We start from the raw sequence: 19,890 nt of genomic DNA, 5'->3' as shown, positions 1-19,890 counted from the left end.
ACTGGTTGATCCGTCATCGTGCATGAACCCCGATCGATCGGGGCTGGGAGTGATTTTCGGATGAATGAAGGCGTTGCGACGACCGCCGGAGACGATCCGGCGACGTTGGTGCAGGATCGCAGGGCCTCGTTTGCCCTTCCCGGCCTGCTGCTGGCGGGGGGTGCGCTGCTGTGCGCCATCGCAACCCTGTTCGTCCTCCTTGGCCTGACGCCGGTGGCCCCCACTTCGCAGGTGGTCATTGCCTCGGCTGTGCTCAACGCTCTCTTCGTGCTGGGCCTGATGTACCTGATCGGTCGCGAGGTCGGGCGCCTGCTGAAGGCACGGCGCCGGGGCAGGGCGGCGGCCCGGCTGCATGTGCGCATCGTGGTGCTGTTTTCCATCGTCGCGATCACGCCGGCGGTGCTGGTGGCGATCTTTGCAACCCTGACGCTGAATGTGGGCCTCGATCGCTGGTTCTCGCTGCGCACGCAGTCGATCGTGCAGTCCTCGCTCGATGTGGCCCAGGCCTATATGCTGGAAAATGCGAGCTATCTGCAGGGCCAGACGGTCTCCATGGCCAATGACCTCGAGCGCAACCGTGCGATGTTTTATCTGGATCGCACCGGCTTCGTTGAGTTGATGACACGGCAGGCCCGGGGGCGCGGGTTGCTGGGAGCCTTCCTGGTGCGCGAAGACGGTGCGGCGATTGCCCAGGCCGATATCCCGACCGACCGGCCTCTGCCCGCCATTCCGAAGGATGCGCTGGCAAGCTCGGCCGCCGGTCAGCCGACGCTCATTCCGCCTGGGGTGACGAACCTTGTCGGTGCCATCCTCAAGCTGGATGCCCTCCCGGGCGCCTTCCTCTACACGATCCGTGCCGTCGATCCGAAGGTCATGGGCGCCATGCGGCTGATGGAGGACAACCGCGCCGAATACAAGGCAATGGAGGCCGGTCGCGCCAGCCTGCAGCTTGCCTTCGCCGTGCTCTATCTCGGCTTTGCGCTGATCGTGCTTCTGGCCTCGATCTGGACCGCCATTGCCGTTGCCGACCGCATCGTGCGTCCGATCCGGCTGCTGATCAGCGCCGCAGACAGCGTGGCGGCAGGCAATCTCTCCGTCGTCGTGCCGGTGCGCGCCGCCGATGGCGATGTCGGCAACCTTTCACGCACCTTCAACAAGATGATTTCGCAGATCCGCAGCCAGCGTGATGAGATTCTCGTTGCCAAGGACGAGGTGGATGATCGCCGTCGCTTCATCGAGGCTGTGCTGTCCGGCGTGACGGCCGCCGTCATCGGCGTCGAGGATGATCACCGGATCTCCATCGTCAATCCCTCCGCCGAGGAACTTCTCGGTCTTTCCGCCGAAGACCTGATCGGTCATTCACTGGCCGAGATCGTGCCGGAGGTCGATCAGGTGCTGAAGGAAGCAACCGGACGCGCCCGCGGCGACCTGCGCAAGGAAGTGAACCTGATGCGCGGCGGCATGGAGCGCACGCTCTCTGTCCAGGTGACGCGCGAGGAACAACGCAACGCGGCCGAATCCTATGTCATCACGCTGGATGACATCACCGATCTCGTGATTGCCCAGCGCTCCACGGCCTGGGCGGATGTGGCGCGCCGCATTGCCCATGAGATCAAGAATCCGCTGACGCCGATCCAGCTCTCTGCCGAACGCCTCAAGCGGCGCTATGGCCGCCAGATCGAGGAAAGCGACCGCGCCGTTTTCGACCAGTGCACCGATACCATCGTGCGGCAGGTGGGCGATATCGGCCGCATGGTCGATGAATTTTCTGCCTTCGCGCGCATGCCGAAGCCAGCCAAGGAGCGGGCGGACCTGCGTGACGTGCTGCGCGATGCGATCTTCCTGCGCGAGATGGGGGCAAGCCATGTGCAGTTCCAGCGCGAACTCGGCGAGACGCCTCTGGAGGGACTGTTCGATTCGCGCATGCTGGGACAGGCCTTCGGCAATCTCATCAAGAATGCCGTTGAATCCATCGAGGCGGTGCCTGCTGACGAGGAACGGGACGGGCAGCGCATTCTGGTCCGGGCCGCCTTTGATGCGGCGCGCGACCAGTTTCGTGTGGACGTGATCGATAATGGCCGCGGTCTGCCGGTGGAAAACCGGCACCGCATTCTGGAACCTTACATGACGATGCGCGAAAAGGGCACGGGGCTCGGTCTTGCCATCGTCAAGAAGATCATCGAGGAACACGGCGGGCAGCTCGAACTGCACGATGCGCCCGCCGATTTCGATCATGGCAAGGGCGCCATGATCCGGGTGATCCTGCCGCATCCTCCCGCTGCGGCAGCCCCCGAAACCGGCAATGACAAGGAAGTGGCATATGGCGTCTGATATTCTGGTCGTGGATGACGAGGCCGACATCCGCGAGATCGTTTCGGGCATTTTGTCGGATGAAGGTCATGAGACCCGCACGGCGCATGACAGCGACAGCGCGCTGGCGGCCATTTCCGACCGCGTGCCGCGGCTGGTGTTCCTGGACATCTGGATGCAGGGCAGCCGTCTTGACGGGCTGGCGCTGCTGGACGAGATCAAGACCCGCCATCCGGACCTGCCGGTGGTGATGATTTCCGGACACGGCAATATCGAGACGGCAGTCTCCGCCATCAAGCGCGGCGCCTTCGATTTCATCGAAAAGCCCTTCAAGGCGGACCGGCTGATCCTGATTGCCGAGCGGGCGCTGGAAAATTCCAAGCTGCGGCGCGAGGTGACGGAACTCAAGCGGCGCACCGGCGATGCGGTGGAACTGATCGGTACCTCGGTCGCCATCTCCCAGCTGCGCCAGACAATCGACAAGGTGTCGCCGACGAACAGCCGCATCATGATCCTCGGTCCCTCCGGCTCCGGCAAGGAACTCGTGGCGCGCATGATCCATCGGCGCTCGTCGCGCTCGGCCGGCCCGTTCGTCGCGCTGAACGCGGCAACCATCACGCCGGAGCGCATGGAGATCGCCCTGTTCGGCACCGAAGGCGGGCCCGGCCAGCCGCGCAAGATCGGCGCGCTGGAAGAGGCCCATCGCGGCATTCTCTATCTCGACGAAGTCGGCGAAATGCCGCGCGAGACGCAGAACAAGATTCTCCGTGTTCTTGTCGACCAGCAGTTCGAGCGTGTCGGCGGTTCCAAGCGGGTGAAGGTCGATGTCCGCATCATCTCGTCGACCGCCTACAATCTGGAAAACCTGATCAGCGAGGGGATTTTCCGCGAGGACCTTTACCATCGTCTGGCGGTCGTTCCGATCAAGGTGCCGTCGCTTGCGGAGCGTCGCGAGGACATTCCCTTCCTCGTTGACATGTTCATGCGCCAGATCTCCGATCAGACGGGCATCCGCCAGCGCAAGATCGGCGATGATGCGATGGCGGTGCTGCAGGCGCACGACTGGCCGGGCAATATCCGCCAGCTGCGGAATAACATCGAGCGGCTGATGATTCTCGCCCGCACCGACGGGCCCGATTCGCCGATCACCGCCGACATGCTGCCGACCGATCTCGGCGACATGCTGCCGAAGATTGCCGGCAAGGGCGATCATCACATCATGACGCTGCCGCTGCGCGAAGCCCGCGAAATGTTCGAGCGCGACTATCTGGTGGCGCAGATCAACCGTTTCGGCGGCAATATCTCGCGGACTGCGGAATTCGTCGGCATGGAGCGTTCTGCGCTGCACCGCAAGTTGAAGTCGCTCGGCGTCTGAGGCTAGGTTAAGGCCGGGCCGTGCCGAGGGGCGGCATGGCAGGGGGGACGGCATGAAGGTCATCATATGCGGGGCGGGGCAGGTGGGATACGGCATTGCCGAACGCCTGTCGCAGGAGGACAACGAAGTCTCCGTCATCGATACCTCCGCAACCCTGATCAACGGCATCACCGATACGCTCGATGTGCGCGGCTATGTGGGGCACGGCGCGCATCCCGATGTCCTGGCGCGGGCCGGGGCGGAGGATGCCGACATGATCATCGCCGTCACGCTCTATGACGAGGTCAATATCGTCGCCTGCGAGGTGGCGCATGCGCTGTTCAGCGTGCCGACCAAGATCGCCCGTATACGGTCGCAGAGTTATCTTCTGCCGGAATATGCCGATCTCTTCAGCAGCAAGAACATGTCCATCGACGTGACGATCTCTCCGGAGGTCGAGGTGGGCAAGATGGTGCTGCGGCGTATCTCCTTTCCCGGCGCCACCGATGTGGCGCGGTTTGCGGAAGACCAGATCGCCATGGTGGCGATCGAATGCATGGAAGACTGCCCGGTCATCAACACGCCGCTTGAGCAGTTGAGCCAGCTGTTTCCGGATCTGGTGGCCACCGTCGTTGGCGTCTATCGCCAGGGACGGTTGAGCGTACCGCGGTCCGGAGATCAGTTGCATGCGGGCGACCTTGCCTATGTCATCTGCCAGCGCGATCACACGCGTCGGACACTGGGCCTGTTCGGGCATGAGGAACAGGAAGCGGCCCGGATCGTGATTGCCGGCGGCGGCAATATCGGCACCTATGTCGCTCGCCGCATCGAGGAGATGCAGCCGAAGACCCGCATCAAGATCATCGAAAGCGACCGCGAGCGGGCGGTGGCGATTTCCGAGCAGTTGCGCCACACGATCGTGCTGCACGGTTCCGCGCTCGACCAGGCCATTCTCCAGCAGGCAGACATCCAGGATGCGGACCTGATGGTGACGCTCACCAACAATGACCAGGTGAACATTCTGGGCGCGGTGATGGCCAAGGCGCTTGGCTGCAGGTCCAATCTGTCGCTGGTCAACTCGTCGTCGCTGGGCGAGGTAACGCGGTCGCTCAACATTGATTCGCTGATCAATCCCAGGGCCGTCACGATTTCCCGCGTGCTGCAGCACGTCCGCAAGGGGCGCATTCGTTCGGTCTACGCGGTGCAGAATGGCGCTGCCGAGGTCATCGAGGCGGAAGCATTGGAAACCTCGCCGCTGGTCGGGCGCGCCTTTCGCCAGCTGGATCTGCCGGCTGGCATCCGCATTGGCGCGCTTCTACGCGACGGCCAGGTCATTCGCCCGAACGGCGACACCCGGATCCGCGCGAAGGATCGCGTGGTGCTGTTTGCGACCGCCGGTACCGTGCGCCATGTCGAGCAGCTGTTCCGGGTCTCCATCCAGTACTTCTGAGGGGCGGGGCCAGCCCATCGCTCGCTTTCGGGGCAGCCGCAATTGCCTGTGGATAGCCCGACAAGGCTCTGCCGCCAGCCTTCCTTTCCCGCACGCCGCAGCTTTCCGTCAGCCATGGCGGAAAGCGCTTTGAGACGTGTGTCAGAGCGCGGAACAGCTCGCCAAGCAGTTCTATGGCATGGTTTATTCGGCGTTGCGGAAAAGACGGCGATTTGATAACCAGTCATGCGGGCGGCGGAGACAGGAGAGGGTTTCCGGCTGGCCTTCCACGCGTGATCATTCCCGGCGATCCGGCCGGCAACAAAGAAAGAAAGAAGCGGCGCCATGGCGGAACGTTCTCAGAATCTTCAGGACCTTTTTCTCAACACGGTCCGGAAGCAAAAGATTTCTCTCACCATCTTTTTGATCAATGGTGTCAAACTGACGGGGGTTGTCACCTCCTTCGATAATTTCTGCGTGCTGCTGCGCCGCGATGGACATTCGCAGCTGGTCTACAAGCACGCCATTTCGACCATCATGCCGGGACAGCCGATGCAGATGTTCGAAAGCGAAGAAAACGCGGCCTGATCGTTTCGCGCCCTGCGGATGCCGAAGCCGATGGGTTGAATTGTCTGTCTGATCGTCCCATCTAGGCGGTCAGACAGTTTTCCCACGACGCGGCTCAATGTTGCCGGCTCGCATGCCCCAAGCGGCGGCTTGCGCCGGCATCGCGCAACGTCTGTGGCGCTCTCCTGAAGGACCAAGGCCATCAGCATTCGCGATACCAGCAACGAATCCATCGTTCCGGACATGGAGAAACGGCGCGACGACATGCGCGCCGTCGTGCTCGTGCCCGTTCTCAAGCAGAACCGTCCGGCCCGCGCGCCCCAGGGCGAGGCCGCTCTGTCCTCGCCGCGTCGCTCCGACGAGAGCCGGCTGGAAGAGGCCGTGGGCCTTGCGCGCGCCATCGAACTGACGATTGCCCAGGGACTGATCGTGCCGGTCGGCCAGCCGCGACCGGCGACCTTGATCGGTACGGGCAAGATCGAGGAGATCAAGGCACTGCTCGACGAGCGGGATGCCGGCCTCGTCATTGTCGATCATCCGCTGACACCGGTGCAGCAGCGCAATCTCGAGAAGGAATGGAACGCCAAGGTCATCGACCGCACCGGCCTCATTCTGGAGATCTTCGGCCGCCGGGCCTCCACCAAGGAAGGTACGCTGCAGGTCGACCTCGCGCATCTCAACTATCAGAAGGGCCGGCTGGTCCGCAGCTGGACCCACCTGGAGCGTCAGCGCGGCGGCGCGGGCTTTATGGGCGGCCCCGGTGAAACCCAGATCGAAGCCGACCGCCGCCTGCTGCAGGACCGGATCGTTCGGCTGGAGCGCGAACTGGAGCAGGTGGTGCGCACCCGCCAGTTGCATCGTGCCAAGCGCCGCAAGGTGCCGCACCCGATTGTGGCGCTGGTCGGCTATACCAATGCCGGCAAGTCGACGCTTTTCAACCGCATCACCGGTGCCGGCGTGCTGGCCGAGGACATGCTGTTTGCCACGCTCGACCCGACGCTGCGCCGCCTGAAGCTGCCGCATGGCCGCACGGTGATTGTCTCCGATACCGTCGGTTTCATCTCCGACCTGCCGACGCATCTGGTCGCGGCCTTCCGCGCCACGCTGGAAGAGGTGCTGGAAGCGGATCTCATCCTGCATGTGCGCGACATGTCCGACCCGGACAATGCTGCCCAGTCCGCCGACGTGCTGCGCATCCTCGACGATCTCGGCATCGACGAGAAGGAGCGCAATGACCGCATTCTCGAAGTCTGGAACAAGATCGACCGGCTGGAGCCGGAAGCCCATGACGCAGTGGCCGAGAAGGCCGCCGGCCGCGACAATGTGATGGCCGTCTCCGCCATCACCGGCGAGGGTATCGATCCGCTGATGGACGAGATTGCCCGGCGCCTGTCCGGCGTCGTGACCGAAGCCACCGTGGTTCTGCCGCCGGAAAAGCTCGGCCTGATTTCGTGGATCTATCAGAATGCCATGGTGGAGCACCGGGAGGATCGCGAGGATGGCTCGGTCGCCTTCGACCTGCGCCTGTCGGCGGAGCAGGCCAATGCGCTGGAGCGCAAGCTCGGCGTGATGCCGGTGCGCGAGCGGGAAGACTGGGAGCGGTAGGGGCGTCATTCGTCTGGCCGCGTGCCTTGCTGGGCGAGGGCGTGGAAGACAGCCTCCGGCAGGTCCGTCTGTTCGGCATCGAAGATCGGCACACCGTGTTGCCGCGCGCTTTCGTACACCTCACTGCCGTCCCGGATCGATCGTTCGAGGAACCTGTCGATGATCAGCCGACTGTCGCTGTCCCGATTCCGATACTCGGAGGCAATGTACATCCGCTCGGTCAGGCGGTCCGGCGCAATATGCAGCAGGCAGGCGAACAGATCGCTTGAGACAAGCGCAGCCATCCGTTCCGGGCGGAGCGCCGAACCCTCAAGGACAAGCGTGCCGCCGTCTGCGGCAACGGAAGCCAGGCGCTGCAAGATCAGCGGCCACATGTTGTCGTGGTGCACCTTCAGGAACCAGTGGATCGTCTCAGGCGACAGGGACCTGTAAAATTCGCCGACCTGCGGCCGCAACTCCGGCCAGGGCCGACCCGGATGGCGGGCAATGGCATCTGTCGAATCCACCGTCCATCGAAGCCGTCTGCCAAGTTCCGCCGCCAGCGTGGATTTGCCGGCATGCGAGGTGCCGCCGATCAGGATATGGCGCAGCCGCATGCCTTGCCGCCTTTTCTGCTCGGTTGAATCACGTTCTCAGTCTTGTCTCTCAAGCTGCTTCGCCGCCTGCCAGAGTCCTTCCATCTGCTCCAGCGATGCATCTTCAAGTGAAACATTCATCGCCTGAAGCGATGTTTCTATATGGCTGAATCGACGACGGAATTTTGTATTGGTTCCGCGCAGGGATTGCTCCGGATCTGCTTTGACGTGGCGCCCGATATTGACGAGGGCGAAGATCAGGTCGCCCAGTTCATCCTTTACTTTATCCGGTGCGCCGGATTTCAGTGCCGCGCGCAGCTCCTCGATTTCCTCCTCGATCTTGTCGAGGATCGGTTCGGCTTCCGACCAGTCGAAGCCCACCTTGGCGGCGCGCTCCTGCAGTTTGAGGGCCTCCGTCAGGGCCGGCTGGCTGCGCTGCACGGAACCGAGGAAGCCTGCCTTGACATCCTCGGTGATGCCGCGGCGGGCGCGGCGTTCGGCGCGCTCTCGTTTTTCGGCGGACTTGATCTCGTCCCACTGCACCTTCACGGCTTCCGGCGTGGCCGCGTCAGAGCGGGCGAAGACATGCGGATGGCGGCGGATCATCTTGGTCATGACGGCTTCCACCACGTCGCCGAACGAAAACGCCCCGGCTTCCGAGGCCATCTGCGCATGAAACACCACCTGGAACAGCAGGTCGCCCAGCTCATCCTTGAGATCGTCCAGATCATTGCGCTCGATGGCGTCCGCCACCTCATAGGCTTCCTCGATCGTGTAGGGCTTGATCGTCTCGAAGGTCTGCTCGACATCCCAGGGGCAGCCGGTGTGCGGGTGACGCAGCGCTGCCATGAGGTCGAGCAGGCGCGCGATATCCTTGGAGGGCTCCATGGTTCCGATCCTTTGCGGCAGGCGTCAGTTCAGGGGAATCTTGTTGTCGGCCTTGCTGGCCTGATAGGTCTCGGAGAGCGCATCGTAGCGCGCCTTGATCGCGGCGATCCGCGCCTTCAGAGCGTCGCGCACCGCTACCTCTTCCGTCTCGGCCAGATCGGCAATCGCAAAGGCGTTCCAGAAGGCGTTGTGGCGGCGATAGCCGCCGGGCTCCAGATCGAACACCTCTTTCAGGATCTTCAGGTCGTGCGGAATGGCGAAGGCGTCGCGCGAATCCTCGTGGCTGAAGAAGTAATAGAAATTGTCAAAGCCCGCCCAAGTGATCGCCGACATGCACATGGTGCAGGGTTCGTGCGTGGAGAGGAAGATCAGGTCGCGGGTATCCGGAACCTCGCCCCGTTCGTAGAACCGCTTCAGCGTATGCACTTCGCCGTGCCAGAGCGGGTTTTCCAGCTCGTTGTTTGTCTCCGCCAGCACCAGCGACAGATCCGACTTGCGCAGGATCGCCGCGCCGAACACCTTGTTGCCGGCCGCGACGCCCCGTTCCGTCAAGGGAAGAATGTCGTTTTCGATAACGTCCAGCAGACGGGCGGCGATGGTGGCAGTGCTCACGGGCGATGTCCTCAAATCTTGTTGTCGATCTCCACCTTAAGCGCTGTGTGCGCTGCGGGAAATCCCTTTTCGGCTAGGAGCACATGCCGCGTGTGGAGAAGGCCGGCGCCCTGCTGCAGCGGGTGCATTTTCTCCGCTTCCCGGCGATGCCGGAACAGAAATGCCACAGGTCCAATCAGGAAGGATTTGCGTTTCTTCAAGCCTCTGGACGGTTCTGACATAATCTGGGCACAGTGGAAAAGAAGTTCGGATTCCGACGCAGGCTTCCCCTTCGGGATCCCGAACCATGACGCACAGGAAGGCATGGCCATGACAGACAAGGTTCTGACCGCAAACCGGCTCACGGACGGCATCGCCGTCTGGCTGAATGCCAGCGGTCAGTGGACCGAGCGGCTGCAGGATGCGCTGGTCGCACGGCATGTGGAAGCTGTTGCCTCGCTTGAGGCGATCGGCAAGCGCGATTTTTCGGCCAATCTTGTCGTTGACGTCAATGTCATCGAGGTGGAAGAGGTGTCCGGGCAGATCCGACCCTTGCGTCTGCGCGAGCGCATCCGTGCCGCCGGCCCGACCATGGACTATGCCAGCGGTTTCGCACCGGCCGATCCCGCCTTCATCGCTGCCTGAGGAATTTCATGTATCGTTACGATGAGTTCGACCACGCCTTTGTGTCCAGTCGCGTGGAACAGTTCCGTGATCAGGTGGCCCGCCGCCTGTCCGGTGAACTGGCCGAGGATGCGTTCAAGCCGCTGCGCCTGATGAATGGCGTCTATCTGCAGCTGCATGCCTATATGCTGCGCGTCGCCATTCCCTATGGCACGCTGAATGCCCGTCAGATGCGGATGCTCGCGCATATCGCGCGCAAGTATGATCGCGGCTACGGTCACTTCACCACGCGCCAGAACATCCAGTATAACTGGCCGAAACTGTCGGACACGCCGGACATCCTCGCCGAGCTTGCCTCGGTGGAAATGCATGCGCTGCAAACCTCCGGCAACTGTATTCGCAACGTGACGGCGGACCATTTTGCCGGTGCCGCCGCCGACGAGGTGGCCGATCCGCGCCCCTATGCGGAAATCCTGCGTCAGTGGTCGTCCGTGCATCCGGAGTTTTCCTTCCTGCCGCGCAAGTTCAAGATTGCCGTGACCGGTGCCGAGCGCGACCGCGCGGCGATCCAGGTGCATGACGTCGGCCTGCATCTGAAGAAGAACGATCAGGGCGAGATCGGCTTTGCGGTCTATGTCGGCGGCGGGCAGGGCCGCACGCCGATGGTGGCAAAGAAGATCCGCGACTTCCTGCCGGAAGCCGACCTTCTGTCCTACACCACGGCGATCATGCGCGTGTACAACCTGCATGGCCGGCGTGACAACAAGTACAAGGCCCGCATCAAGATCCTCGTGCACGAAACCGGCACGGAGGAACTGGCGCGCCAGGTGGAGGAAGAATTCGCCCATCTGCAAGGCGCGGAACTGACGCTGCCGGAGGCCGATATCCAGGCGATCATCGCCTATTTCGCGCCACCGGCGCTTGCAGACCGGCCGGAAGGCTGGGCGCAGCTTGCCGGCTGGAAGAAGGCAGACGAGGGCTTTGCCCGCTGGGTGCAGCAGAATGTGCAGCCGCACAAGCATCCCGATTACGGCATGGTGACCATTTCGCTGAAGCCGATCGGCGGCATTCCGGGCGACGCGACGGATGTGCAGATGGAGGCGATTGCCGAGATCGCCGAGGAATATGCCTTCGACGAAATCCGCATCAGCCACGAGCAGAACGTCATCCTTCCGCATGTGGCGCTGGCCGATCTGGAGCCCGTCTATCGGGCGCTGGCGGCGCAGGGGCTGGCCACCGCCAATGCCGGGTTGATCACCGATATCATCGCCTGTCCCGGGCTCGACTACTGTGCGCTTGCCAATGCCCGCTCCATTCCGGTGGCCCAGGCCATATCCTCGCGCTTCGGCTCGGCGGCGCGCCAGGCCGAGATCGGCGAGTTGAAGATCAAGATCTCCGGCTGCATCAATGCCTGCGGCCATCACCATGTCGGCCATATCGGCCTGCTCGGGGTGGAGAAGAAGGGCGCCGAACTCTACCAGATCACGCTCGGCGGTTCCGCCGACGAGCACACCTCGATCGGCGAAATCATCGGCCGCGGCTTCGAGCCGGAGAAGGTGACGGATGCCGTGGAGAAGGTCGTCGATACCTATCTCGGCCTGCGCCTGTCGAAGGAGGAAACCTTCCTCGAAGCCTATCGTCGTGTCGGGCCGCAGCCGTTCAAGGATGCGCTCTACGGCGAAACGGCCAAGGCAGCCTGAGGCAGGGAACAGCGACATGACACGCATCTGGACAGAAACCGGTTTCGTCGAGAACGATCCCTGGGTCATCGAGACGGACGAGCGGAAGGCAGAGGGCGATGAACGTCCGCTGCTCTCCATCGACCAACTGATCGAAGTGGCCGATAGCAGCAACGAGGTTGGCTTCGGTGTGCTGGTGAAGCCGGCAGACGACGTCCGCCGGCTGGAGCCTTATCTCTACCGGCTGGAACTGGTGGCGGTACAATTCCCGGCCTTCAACGACGGGCGCGGTTTCAGCCACGCCTCTCTTCTGCGCGAGCGTCTGGCCTACAAGAACGAGCTGCGTGCGGTGGGCGATGTGCTGATCGACCAGGTGCCGCTGATGCTGCGCTGCGGCTTCGACAGTTTTGCGGTGACCAATGCCACCGCGCTGAAGCGCCTTGCGGAGAACCGGCTGCCGGGCATCTCCGTCCATTATCAGCCGACGGCACGTGCTGCAGCTGGCGGCGAGGCCTATAGCTGGCGGCGTCGCTCGGCCTGAAAACCTGACGAGCAAAGGCATATTTTTTCTCGCATCCGCGGCATAAGAACGCGGATGCCTTCAAAAATGCGCGCGCATGGTATATTTCGCATGCGCAAAACAACTCCATGAGACGAGACGACGGACATGAACGTTTCCGCCAAGACCGAAGAATTTGCCGAACAGGCAGTCGCGAAGATTCCGGACGGTGTTTATGCCGAAACGGTGCTGTCGGTGGAGCATTATACCGATCGTCTGTTCCGCTTCCGCATGACGCGGCCGGCCGGCTTCCGCTTCCGTTCCGGCGAGTTTGCCATGATCGGCCTGATGGTCGGCGACAAGCCGATCTACCGCGCCTATTCGATCGCAAGCCCCTCCTGGGACGAGGAGCTGGAATTCTTTTCCATCAAGGTGCCGGATGGCCCGCTGACCTCGCACTTGCAGAAGATCAAGCCGGGCGACACGGTGCTGATGCGCAAGAAGCCTACGGGCACCCTGGTGCTCGATGCGCTCACCCCCGGCAAGCGCCTCTACATGTTCTCGACCGGCACCGGCATTGCACCCTTCGCCAGCCTGATCCGGGATCCGGAAACCTACGAAAAATTTGAGGAAGTGATCCTCACCCACACCTGCCGCGAGGTGGCAGAGCTGAAATACGGTTTCGACCTCGTGGAAGAGATCCGCAATCACGAATTCCTGGCCGAAGTGGTGGGCGACAAGCTGAAGCATTATGCCACCGTGACGCGCGAAGACTACCCGTTCCAGGGCCGCATCACCGACCTGATGGCGAATGGCAAGCTGTTTGCCGATCTCGGCGTGCCGGCCCTTGATCCGGCGGTGGACCGCGGCATGATCTGCGGCTCCTCTGTCATGTTGAAGGACACCAAGGACCTCCTGGAAAAGGCGGGCCTGACGGAAGGCGCCAACAACAAGCCCGCCGAATTCGTCATCGAACGGGCATTTGTGGGGTGAGGAACGGTCGGGCGCTTGCGCCCGAGCCATCGATCCAGTGAATCGATGGCAGTGACGAACGCCGCGAGCCAAAGCGAGGGGCCGGGCAGGAGCGGTCGGGCGCTTGCGCCCGAGCCATCGATCCAGTGAATCGATGGCAGTGACGAACGCCGCGAGCCAAAGCGAGGGGCCGGGCAAGAACGGTCGGGCGCTTGCGCCCGAGCCATCGATCCAGTGAATCGATGGCAGTGACGGACGCCCTGAGCCCAAAGGCGAGGGGCCGGGCGCGGATACGGTCGGGCGCTTGCAGCCGTATTTCCCGCCCATGATGGCAACTATTCGCCTGCGGCCTGTCCAGGACGGCGCCAACATCGCGTCCCAGACAACTGACATAAAATCCCAGCCGGCGATCACCCGCTTGTGAGGCTGCTGATCCTCATGCGAGGTTTTGACATTCTGTGATCGGAGATGACCTGAATGCGCGCTGCCGCCTTTTTGCTCTCGACCCTGATGGGGGCGAGCTTTTTGCTGCTGCCTCTCGTGGCGCAGGCCAATGAGGAACTGGTGCTGGAGAACAAGACGGATGGCATGATCATCCGCTTCACCGTGCGGCCGGCGGATGGCAAGGGCCAGAAGGTTGAATTGCTGAAGAAGCGCGGTCTGGCGGCCGGCAAGTCCCGGACCCTGGTCGTGCCGACGGACGGCAAGACCTGCCTCTACTCGATCTTCGCGGAGTTCGAGGCGCCCGATTACCAGCAGGGCTATGAGAATGTCAGCGACAAGCTGGATGTGTGCGAGGTCGGAACCTACACAATCGAATGACAGTGTGCGTCTCTGAAGATTAGCCGTTGTGGCGTTCGTCAAGCGTAACGCGGGGCAGGCCGGGTGTTCGCGAACGCAACGGGCCGCTCTCGGTCGGGTGCGGCCCGCGCTCTATGCGGCGATGGCGTGCGTGGCATGCCGCCGATCGGTCTTACGGGGTCACTGTCAGGCGGGCCTTCATTCCGGCTTCGAAGTGCCCCTTGATGTTGCAGAGCAGCAGGTACTCGCCGGCCGCCAGCTTCACCTTCAACTGGCCGTCCTTGCCGGCCTTCAGGTCTGCCACTTCGCCGAGGCTCTTCAGTTTCGATTCATCGACACGGTGCTTGGCGGCATTGACCGGGATCGTCTGATCGGCCGATTTCAGCTTGATCAGCACCATTTCGTGCTCTTCGGTCATGGCGTCGTTGTGCACCTTGAACGTCACGTCGCCGGCCGGCACTGTGGTGCGGTCAAGCGTGATCGTCATCGGGCCACCACCTTCGCCATCTTCCTTCACCATGATGGTGCTGGCCGCGAAGGCCTGGGTGGAAAGCAGCAGCGAGGCGGCAACGAGTGTGGAATAGCGCAGTGAAAAGGCCATGGGGTTTTCTCCGTGTGTCAGCCGGGGGAACGATGGACCCGAAAGCTGACAGCATCCTGAAGGCCGGCTATGTCTGCGACGCCTTGTCGTCGACGATGATATCTCTCCGGAACAGGATGAAGATGATCATCGCGAGGAAGGCGATGCCGCCGCCCACGAAATGCGACAGTGCAAAGCCGCCCTTCGTTACCAGCCAGCCGGCCACCACATTGCTGAGCGAGGCGCCGACGCCCTGGATCGTCATGACGGAGGCGAGGCCGAGGTTGAAGCGGCCGGTGCCCTTCAGCATGTGTTCGACGGCGACCGGCGTCAGGATTCCGAGCAGGCCGGCGCCGACGCCATCGAGGAATTGCACGGGATAGATCACCCAGAATCCGGAAAAGCTGCCGGCCAGCAGGCCGCGCAGCGGCAGCGCACTCAGTGCAACGAGGAAGATCAACAACAGACCGAAACGCCGGATCAGCATCGGCGCAAGCGCGGCCACGAGGATCATCGCAGCCTGGGCGACGCCGGTGATGATGGCCGTCGTGCGAAACGGTGTCTGCAGTTCCAGCGCGAAATCCTGGGCGATCAGACGCCCCATCGGGGCATTGCCGAAATGGAAGATGAGGAGAATGATCGCCAAAAGCAGAAGGCCGCGTTCCCTCAGGAGAACACGGATGCCCGATGGGGCATGGCTGCCCGCATCCTTGTCCAGGCCGCGCGCCACATCATGGTCGATGCGGTTCGGATCGATCGCGACGATGGCGGCAAGCGTTCCGAGGGCGGTTGCGATCATCAGCCAGGTCATGCCGCCGGTGCCGAAAGCCGGCACCACGAGAAACACGGCGAAAAGCGAGAGAAAATTACCGCCGTGGTTCCAGAATTCGTTGCGGGCGATCTGCCGGGCAAACAGCCGTTCTCCGACAAGGCCGAGCGTGAGGCCGGCGAGTGCCGGCCCGATGACGGCGCCGACGAGGGCCGTGCCCATCTGCCCGAACCACACCACGGCGGGGTTTGGAGAGAGGAGGGTGACGAGAGCCGCGATGGTGACGAAGATCACCGGACCTGCGATCAGGGCGCGTTTCCAGCGGCTGTTATCGACCAGTTCGCCGAAGATCGGCGTTGCAACGAGACCGATCAGCCCACCGGCGGTGGCGATGGCGCCAAGCGCCATGGACGACCAGCCATTCGTGGCGAGAAAGGCATCCAGAAACGGCCCCAGCCCATCCCGCGCATCTGCCAGGAAGAAGTTCAGCACGGCAAGGGCAACAAGAGAACGGTCGGTGAGGAAGCCGGACGAAGATCCGGTTTGCGGAGAGGACGCGACGGACATCGGGAACCAGATGTTGTGAAAGCCGCATCCTTAATGCGCGGCCTGGAACATGGTTGCTGCCGCCGGAAAATGTTCCTTCACGTTCCGTTGACCTGGCGCCGTGACCAAAATGCGTTTGTCGGCTGCATTGGAGCGTTTCCGGCGAACACGCAATCGCCCGATACGCTCCATCTTTTTTGTTTTCAAGCAATTCCGGACGCGAAACCGGTCCCCACTTTCGCCGGCATACTCTAGCTTCTGTTGATCGATGAGAGCATCTGCCACAGATCGGCACCGGTCTCGAATACCATGGCGTTCGCCCTGAAGCCGATCGACGCCTCGGTCTGTGCGAGCATGTCCTGAAGCGGCTCGCTGCCTTGCGCCGTGTCGGACGGTTTCACCTGTGCCGTCACGCCTCCGGTCGGGCTGGTGGAGAATTGGGTGGAGAGGCGGGAATAGCCGGTGGTATCGGCATTGGCAACGTTGTTGGCCGTGGCGGAAAGCCGCATAAGCTGTGCCTGCATGCCCGACAATGCGGTGTTGCTCACGGCGCTCAGTGTCATCCTTCCCCACCTCTCCGGGCAAATATGCCTGGGGCCGGAGTATAGCGACCGGATCACATCTGTCTTGCGCGGGCCTGCGGCACGCTTGATGAAGGATGAAGCGTGGTAAACCTCGACCGTTTCGGTTTACCGCTTTGCAACCTCCTGTGCGGCGGCGGCACGGCTTTGCTGCTGTTTCCCCTCGGGCGCTGCCGCCTTATCGCCGAGGTCTCGACAAAGCGCTCCCCCTGGCGGGCAGGGAGAGCGTGACAGGCATTCGTCTGCGGATGCGGCTTTTATTCCGCTGCCTGCGCATAGTCCTCCATCGGAGGGCAGGTGCAGACGAGATTGCGGTCGCCATAGACATTGTCGATGCGGTTGACCGGCGACCAGTATTTGTCCACGCGGAACGAGCCCGGCGGGAAGCAGGCCTGTTCGCGGGAATAGGGCCGCGTCCATTCGCCAACGAGATCTTCCACCGTGTGCGGGGCGTTCTTGAGCGGATTGTTCTCCCGGTCCATCTTGCCTTCCTCGATCTGACGCGCTTCTTCGCGGATCGCCAGCATGGCGTCGCAGAAGCGGTCGATCTCGGCCTTGGTCTCCGATTCGGTCGGCTCGATCATCAGCGTGCCGGCCACCGGCCAGCTCATGGTCGGCGCATGGAAGCCGCAATCGACCAGGCGCTTGGCGATATCGTCCACTGTCACACCGGCGGAAGCCGCCAGCGGGCGGGTATCGATAATGCATTCATGCGCGACGCGGCCCGATGCGGACTTGTAGAGCACGTCATAGCTGCCTGCGAGGCGGGCCGCGATGTAGTTGGCGTTGAGGATCGCCACCTTGGTTGCCTGCGTCAGGCCTTCGCCCCCCATCATCAGGCAGTAGGACCAGCTGATCGGCAGGATCGAGGGCGAACCGAACGGAGCGGCCGAGACGGCACCGTCGCGCCCGTCCCATTCCTGATGACCGGGCAGGTAGGGGGCAAGGTGCGCCTTGACGCCGATCGGACCCATTCCGGGACCGCCGCCGCCATGCGGAATGCAGAAGGTCTTGTGCAGGTTGAGGTGGGAGACGTCGGAGCCGATGTCGCCAGGGCGGGCAAGACCCACCATGGCGTTCATGTTCGCGCCGTCCAGATAGACCTGACCGCCATGCGCGTGCGTGATCTCGCAGATCTCGCGCACTGTTTCCTCGAACACGCCATGCGTCGACGGGTAGGTGATCATGCAGGCCGAGAGATTGGCGGAATGCTGTTCGGCCTTGGCGCGGAAATCATCGAGATCCACGTCGCCGTTTTCCTTGGCCTTCACAGGCACCACCTTCATGCCGACCATCTGCGCCGAGGCCGGGTTGGTGCCATGCGCGGAGGTTGGGATGAGGCAGACATCGCGATGGGTATCGCCGCGCGCGATGTGGTAGTTGCGGATGGTGAGAAGCCCCGCATATTCCCCTTGCGCGCCGGAATTCGGCTGCATCGAGAAGGCATCATAGCCGGTGATCTGGCAGAGCTTGGCCGACAGATCCTCGATCATTTCCTTGTAGCCGGCGGCTTGGTCGACCGGAGCGAAGGGATGCATGTCGGAGAATTCCGGCCAGGTTATCGGCAGCATTTCCGCGGTGGCGTTGAGCTTCATGGTGCAGGAGCCGAGCGGAATCATTGCCCGGTCGAGCGCCAGATCGCGGTCCGAGAGCCGGCGGATATAGCGGGTCATCTCGCTTTCGGCGCGGTTCATGTGGAAGATCGGATGTGTCATGTAGGGTGACGTGCGCAGCAGGTCCTTCGGCAGACGATAGTCCGCGTCGAAATCCGAAACCTTGAAATTACCGCCAAAGGCGCGCCACACGGCTTCCAGCGTTACCGGACGTGTGCGCTCATCCAAGGACATGCCGATCTTCGTGGTGCCCACCTTGCGCAGGTTGACCCCTTCGGCCACGGCGGCGCGCAGGATGAGCCCCTGCATGTGGCCCACGTCGACGGTAATCGTGTCGAAGAAGGTTTCGGGTTCTACCGTATAGCCGAGCTTTTCGAGACCCTTGGCCATCAGCACGGCCTTTCGGTGCACCTGCTGGGCAATCGCCTTCAAGCCTTCGGGGCCGTGGAAGACGCCATACATGGAGGCCATGACGGCGAGCAGCACCTGTGCGGTGCAGATGTTCGACGTCGCCTTTTCACGGCGGATATGCTGCTCGCGGGTCTGGAGCGACAGGCGATAGGCGCGGTTGCCGCGGGCATCGACGGAAACGCCGACGAGACGGCCGGGCATGGAGCGCTTGTGCGCATCCTTGACCGCCATGAAGGCTGCATGCGGGCCACCATAGCCCATCGGCACGCCGAAGCGCTGCGAGGAACCGATGGCGATGTCCGCGCCCATCTCGCCGGGCGACTTCAGAAGCGTCAGCGCGAGCAGATCGGAGGCGACGGCAGCCACGGCACCGGTCTGGTGCAGGCGGGCAATCAGGCCGGCGAAATCATGCGCATGACCATGCGTGCCCGGATACTGGAAGATCGCGCCGAACACATCGACGGGATCGAGATCCGTGAACGGGTTGCCGACGATCACCTTCCAGCCGAGCGGGGCGGCGCGGGTTTCGATCAGCGCGATCGTCTGCGGATGGCAGTTCGCATCGACGAAGAACGCGGTCGCCTTCGACTTTGCCTGACGCTGGCAAAGCGCCATGGCTTCCGCGGCTGCAGTTGCCTCATCCAGCAGCGAGGCGTTGGCGACATCAAGGCCCGTCAGGTCGCAGATCATCGTCTGGAAGTTCAGGAGCGCTTCGAGACGGCCTTGCGAAATTTCCGGCTGGTAGGGCGTATAGGCCGTGTACCAGGCCGGGTTTTCCAGAATGTTGCGCTGGATGACCGGCGGCGTGATCGTGCCGTAATAGCCCTGGCCGATCAGCGAGGTCAGTGGCTGGTTCTTGTTTGCGGTTTCGCGCAGACGGTCGAGCGCCTCGCGTTCGGTGAGTGCTGCACCCCAGGCCAGCGGCTCGCGCTGGCGGATGGAGGAGGGCACAGTCGCGTCGATGAGGGCATCGAGCGAACGGTAGCCGATCACCTTCAGCATCTCCGCCATTTCGGAGGGCGAGGGGCCGATATGACGCCGGTTGGCGAAGTCATAGGGCTGGTAATCGGTGAAGTGGAAATCGCGGGTGTCAGACATCAGCCGATCAGCTCCTTGTAGGCGGCTTCATCCAGCAGGTCGTCGGCATCGGTCACATTGGCGAGCTTCAGCTTGAAGAACCAGCCCTTTCCCTGCGGATCGGAATTGACGAGCGAGGGGTCGGCGGTAATCGCTTCATTGATCTCGACGATCTCGCCGGACAGCGGACAATAGACATCCGAGGCCGCCTTCACGCTTTCGACGGTTGCGGCCTCGCCGTTCTTGTCGAACGTGGCGCCGACTTCCGGCAGTTCCACGAAAACGAGGTCGCCCAGCTGGTCGGCGGCGTGCTGGGTGATGCCGACGGTTGCGACATCGCCCTCGAGCTTCAGCCATTCGTGTTCAGCGGTGAATTTCAGCATGGGAGGTCCTCTTTGATCTGTTGAAAGACATGGTTC

Annotated in this window: 18 protein-coding genes; 10 read left to right on the top strand and 8 right to left on the bottom strand. The window is 62.7% G+C overall.

Annotation, left to right across the window (positions count from 1 at the left end):
• The first annotated feature begins 60 nt into the window (after positions 1-60).
• The 5 genes from F3H95_RS16600 to hflX all read left to right on the top strand — a co-directional run bounded on the left by F3H95_RS16600 (position 61) and on the right by hflX (position 7,265).
• Positions 61-2,331 (top strand): PAS domain-containing sensor histidine kinase, encoded by a 2,271-nt coding sequence (locus tag F3H95_RS16600; protein WP_142880981.1) that lies wholly within the window; start codon positions 61-63, stop codon positions 2,329-2,331.
• Entirely contained in the window at positions 2,321-3,685 is a 1,365-nt protein-coding gene (locus F3H95_RS16595; protein ID WP_142880980.1) for a sigma-54 dependent transcriptional regulator, read from the top strand. Before F3H95_RS16600 ends, F3H95_RS16595 begins: the two co-directional genes overlap by 11 nt.
• Before the next feature lie 52 nt (positions 3,686-3,737).
• On the top strand, positions 3,738-5,114 hold the full coding sequence (gene trkA / locus F3H95_RS16590; RefSeq protein ID WP_149746809.1) for a Trk system potassium transporter TrkA: 1,377 nt from the start codon (positions 3,738-3,740) through the stop codon (positions 5,112-5,114).
• A 324-nt stretch (positions 5,115-5,438) separates the two neighbouring features.
• Complete coding sequence (hfq, locus tag F3H95_RS16585; RefSeq protein WP_037155370.1) at positions 5,439-5,681, top strand: RNA chaperone Hfq; 243 nt, start codon at positions 5,439-5,441, stop codon at positions 5,679-5,681.
• A gap of 222 nt (positions 5,682-5,903) precedes the next feature.
• Positions 5,904-7,265 carry a GTPase HflX gene (hflX, locus tag F3H95_RS16580; RefSeq protein ID WP_149746808.1) on the top strand — a complete coding sequence of 454 codons (1,362 nt, stop codon included), beginning with the start codon at positions 5,904-5,906 and terminating at the stop codon, positions 7,263-7,265.
• A 5-nt stretch (positions 7,266-7,270) separates the two neighbouring features.
• Here the strand turns inward: hflX and F3H95_RS16575 are convergent, their stop codons facing one another.
• From F3H95_RS16575 to F3H95_RS16565, 3 genes are read right to left on the bottom strand one after another with little or no spacing between them, the layout of a single operon-like run.
• On the bottom strand, positions 7,271-7,861 hold the full coding sequence (locus F3H95_RS16575) for a hypothetical protein (RefSeq protein ID WP_149746807.1): 591 nt from the start codon (positions 7,859-7,861) through the stop codon (positions 7,271-7,273).
• A 36-nt stretch (positions 7,862-7,897) separates the two neighbouring features.
• Complete coding sequence (mazG, locus tag F3H95_RS16570; RefSeq protein ID WP_149746806.1) at positions 7,898-8,728, bottom strand: nucleoside triphosphate pyrophosphohydrolase; 831 nt, start codon at positions 8,726-8,728, stop codon at positions 7,898-7,900.
• Positions 8,729-8,752: 24 nt separating this feature from the next.
• Complete coding sequence (locus F3H95_RS16565) at positions 8,753-9,340, bottom strand: nucleoside deaminase (RefSeq protein WP_142880975.1); 588 nt, start codon at positions 9,338-9,340, stop codon at positions 8,753-8,755.
• A gap of 309 nt (positions 9,341-9,649) precedes the next feature.
• Between F3H95_RS16565 and F3H95_RS16560 the strand changes: the two genes are divergently transcribed.
• The 5 genes from F3H95_RS16560 to F3H95_RS16540 all read left to right on the top strand — a co-directional run bounded on the left by F3H95_RS16560 (position 9,650) and on the right by F3H95_RS16540 (position 13,915).
• Positions 9,650-9,964: a DUF2849 domain-containing protein gene (locus tag F3H95_RS16560; protein WP_149746805.1), complete on the top strand. Its 315-nt coding sequence runs from the start codon at positions 9,650-9,652 to the stop codon at positions 9,962-9,964.
• 8 nt (positions 9,965-9,972) lie between these two features.
• Positions 9,973-11,643 (top strand): nitrite/sulfite reductase, encoded by a 1,671-nt coding sequence (locus F3H95_RS16555; protein WP_149746804.1) that lies wholly within the window; start codon positions 9,973-9,975, stop codon positions 11,641-11,643.
• A 16-nt stretch (positions 11,644-11,659) separates the two neighbouring features.
• Entirely contained in the window at positions 11,660-12,163 is a 504-nt protein-coding gene (locus F3H95_RS16550) for a DUF934 domain-containing protein (RefSeq protein WP_142880972.1), read from the top strand.
• 126 nt (positions 12,164-12,289) lie between these two features.
• Positions 12,290-13,114 (top strand): ferredoxin--NADP reductase, encoded by an 825-nt coding sequence (locus F3H95_RS16545; RefSeq protein ID WP_142880971.1) that lies wholly within the window; start codon positions 12,290-12,292, stop codon positions 13,112-13,114.
• A gap of 456 nt (positions 13,115-13,570) precedes the next feature.
• Positions 13,571-13,915, top strand: a complete 345-nt coding sequence (locus F3H95_RS16540) for a hypothetical protein (RefSeq protein WP_143127998.1) — start codon at positions 13,571-13,573, stop codon at positions 13,913-13,915.
• Positions 13,916-14,066: 151 nt separating this feature from the next.
• On the opposite strand, the gene F3H95_RS16535 is transcribed toward F3H95_RS16540, so the two are convergent.
• The 5 genes from F3H95_RS16535 to gcvH form a co-directional block, all read right to left on the bottom strand.
• Complete coding sequence (locus F3H95_RS16535) at positions 14,067-14,495, bottom strand: plastocyanin/azurin family copper-binding protein (protein ID WP_149746803.1); 429 nt, start codon at positions 14,493-14,495, stop codon at positions 14,067-14,069.
• A 67-nt stretch (positions 14,496-14,562) separates the two neighbouring features.
• Positions 14,563-15,810, bottom strand: coding sequence for an MFS transporter (locus F3H95_RS16530; RefSeq protein ID WP_149746802.1), 1,248 nt, complete (start codon positions 15,808-15,810; stop codon positions 14,563-14,565).
• Between the two features lie 230 nt (positions 15,811-16,040).
• The gene (locus tag F3H95_RS16525) at positions 16,041-16,352 is read right to left on the bottom strand and encodes a flagellar basal body protein (RefSeq protein ID WP_143127995.1); all 312 of its coding nucleotides are present in this window, start codon (positions 16,350-16,352) and stop codon (positions 16,041-16,043) included.
• Between the two features lie 275 nt (positions 16,353-16,627).
• Positions 16,628-19,492: an aminomethyl-transferring glycine dehydrogenase gene (gene gcvP, locus F3H95_RS16520; protein WP_149746801.1), complete on the bottom strand. Its 2,865-nt coding sequence runs from the start codon at positions 19,490-19,492 to the stop codon at positions 16,628-16,630.
• Positions 19,492-19,854, bottom strand: coding sequence for a glycine cleavage system protein GcvH (gene gcvH / locus F3H95_RS16515; RefSeq protein WP_149746800.1), 363 nt, complete (start codon positions 19,852-19,854; stop codon positions 19,492-19,494). The genes gcvP and gcvH overlap by 1 nt, the downstream gene beginning before the upstream one ends.
• Between the last annotated feature and the right edge of the window lie 36 nt (positions 19,855-19,890).

The sequence above is a fragment of the Rhizobium sp. RU35A genome (assembly GCF_900156005.1).
GTDB lineage: Bacteria > Pseudomonadota > Alphaproteobacteria > Rhizobiales > Rhizobiaceae > Neorhizobium > Neorhizobium straminoryzae.
Note: the sequence above shows the minus strand (reverse complement) of the source record. Positions and strands in the feature narration are given on the sequence as shown.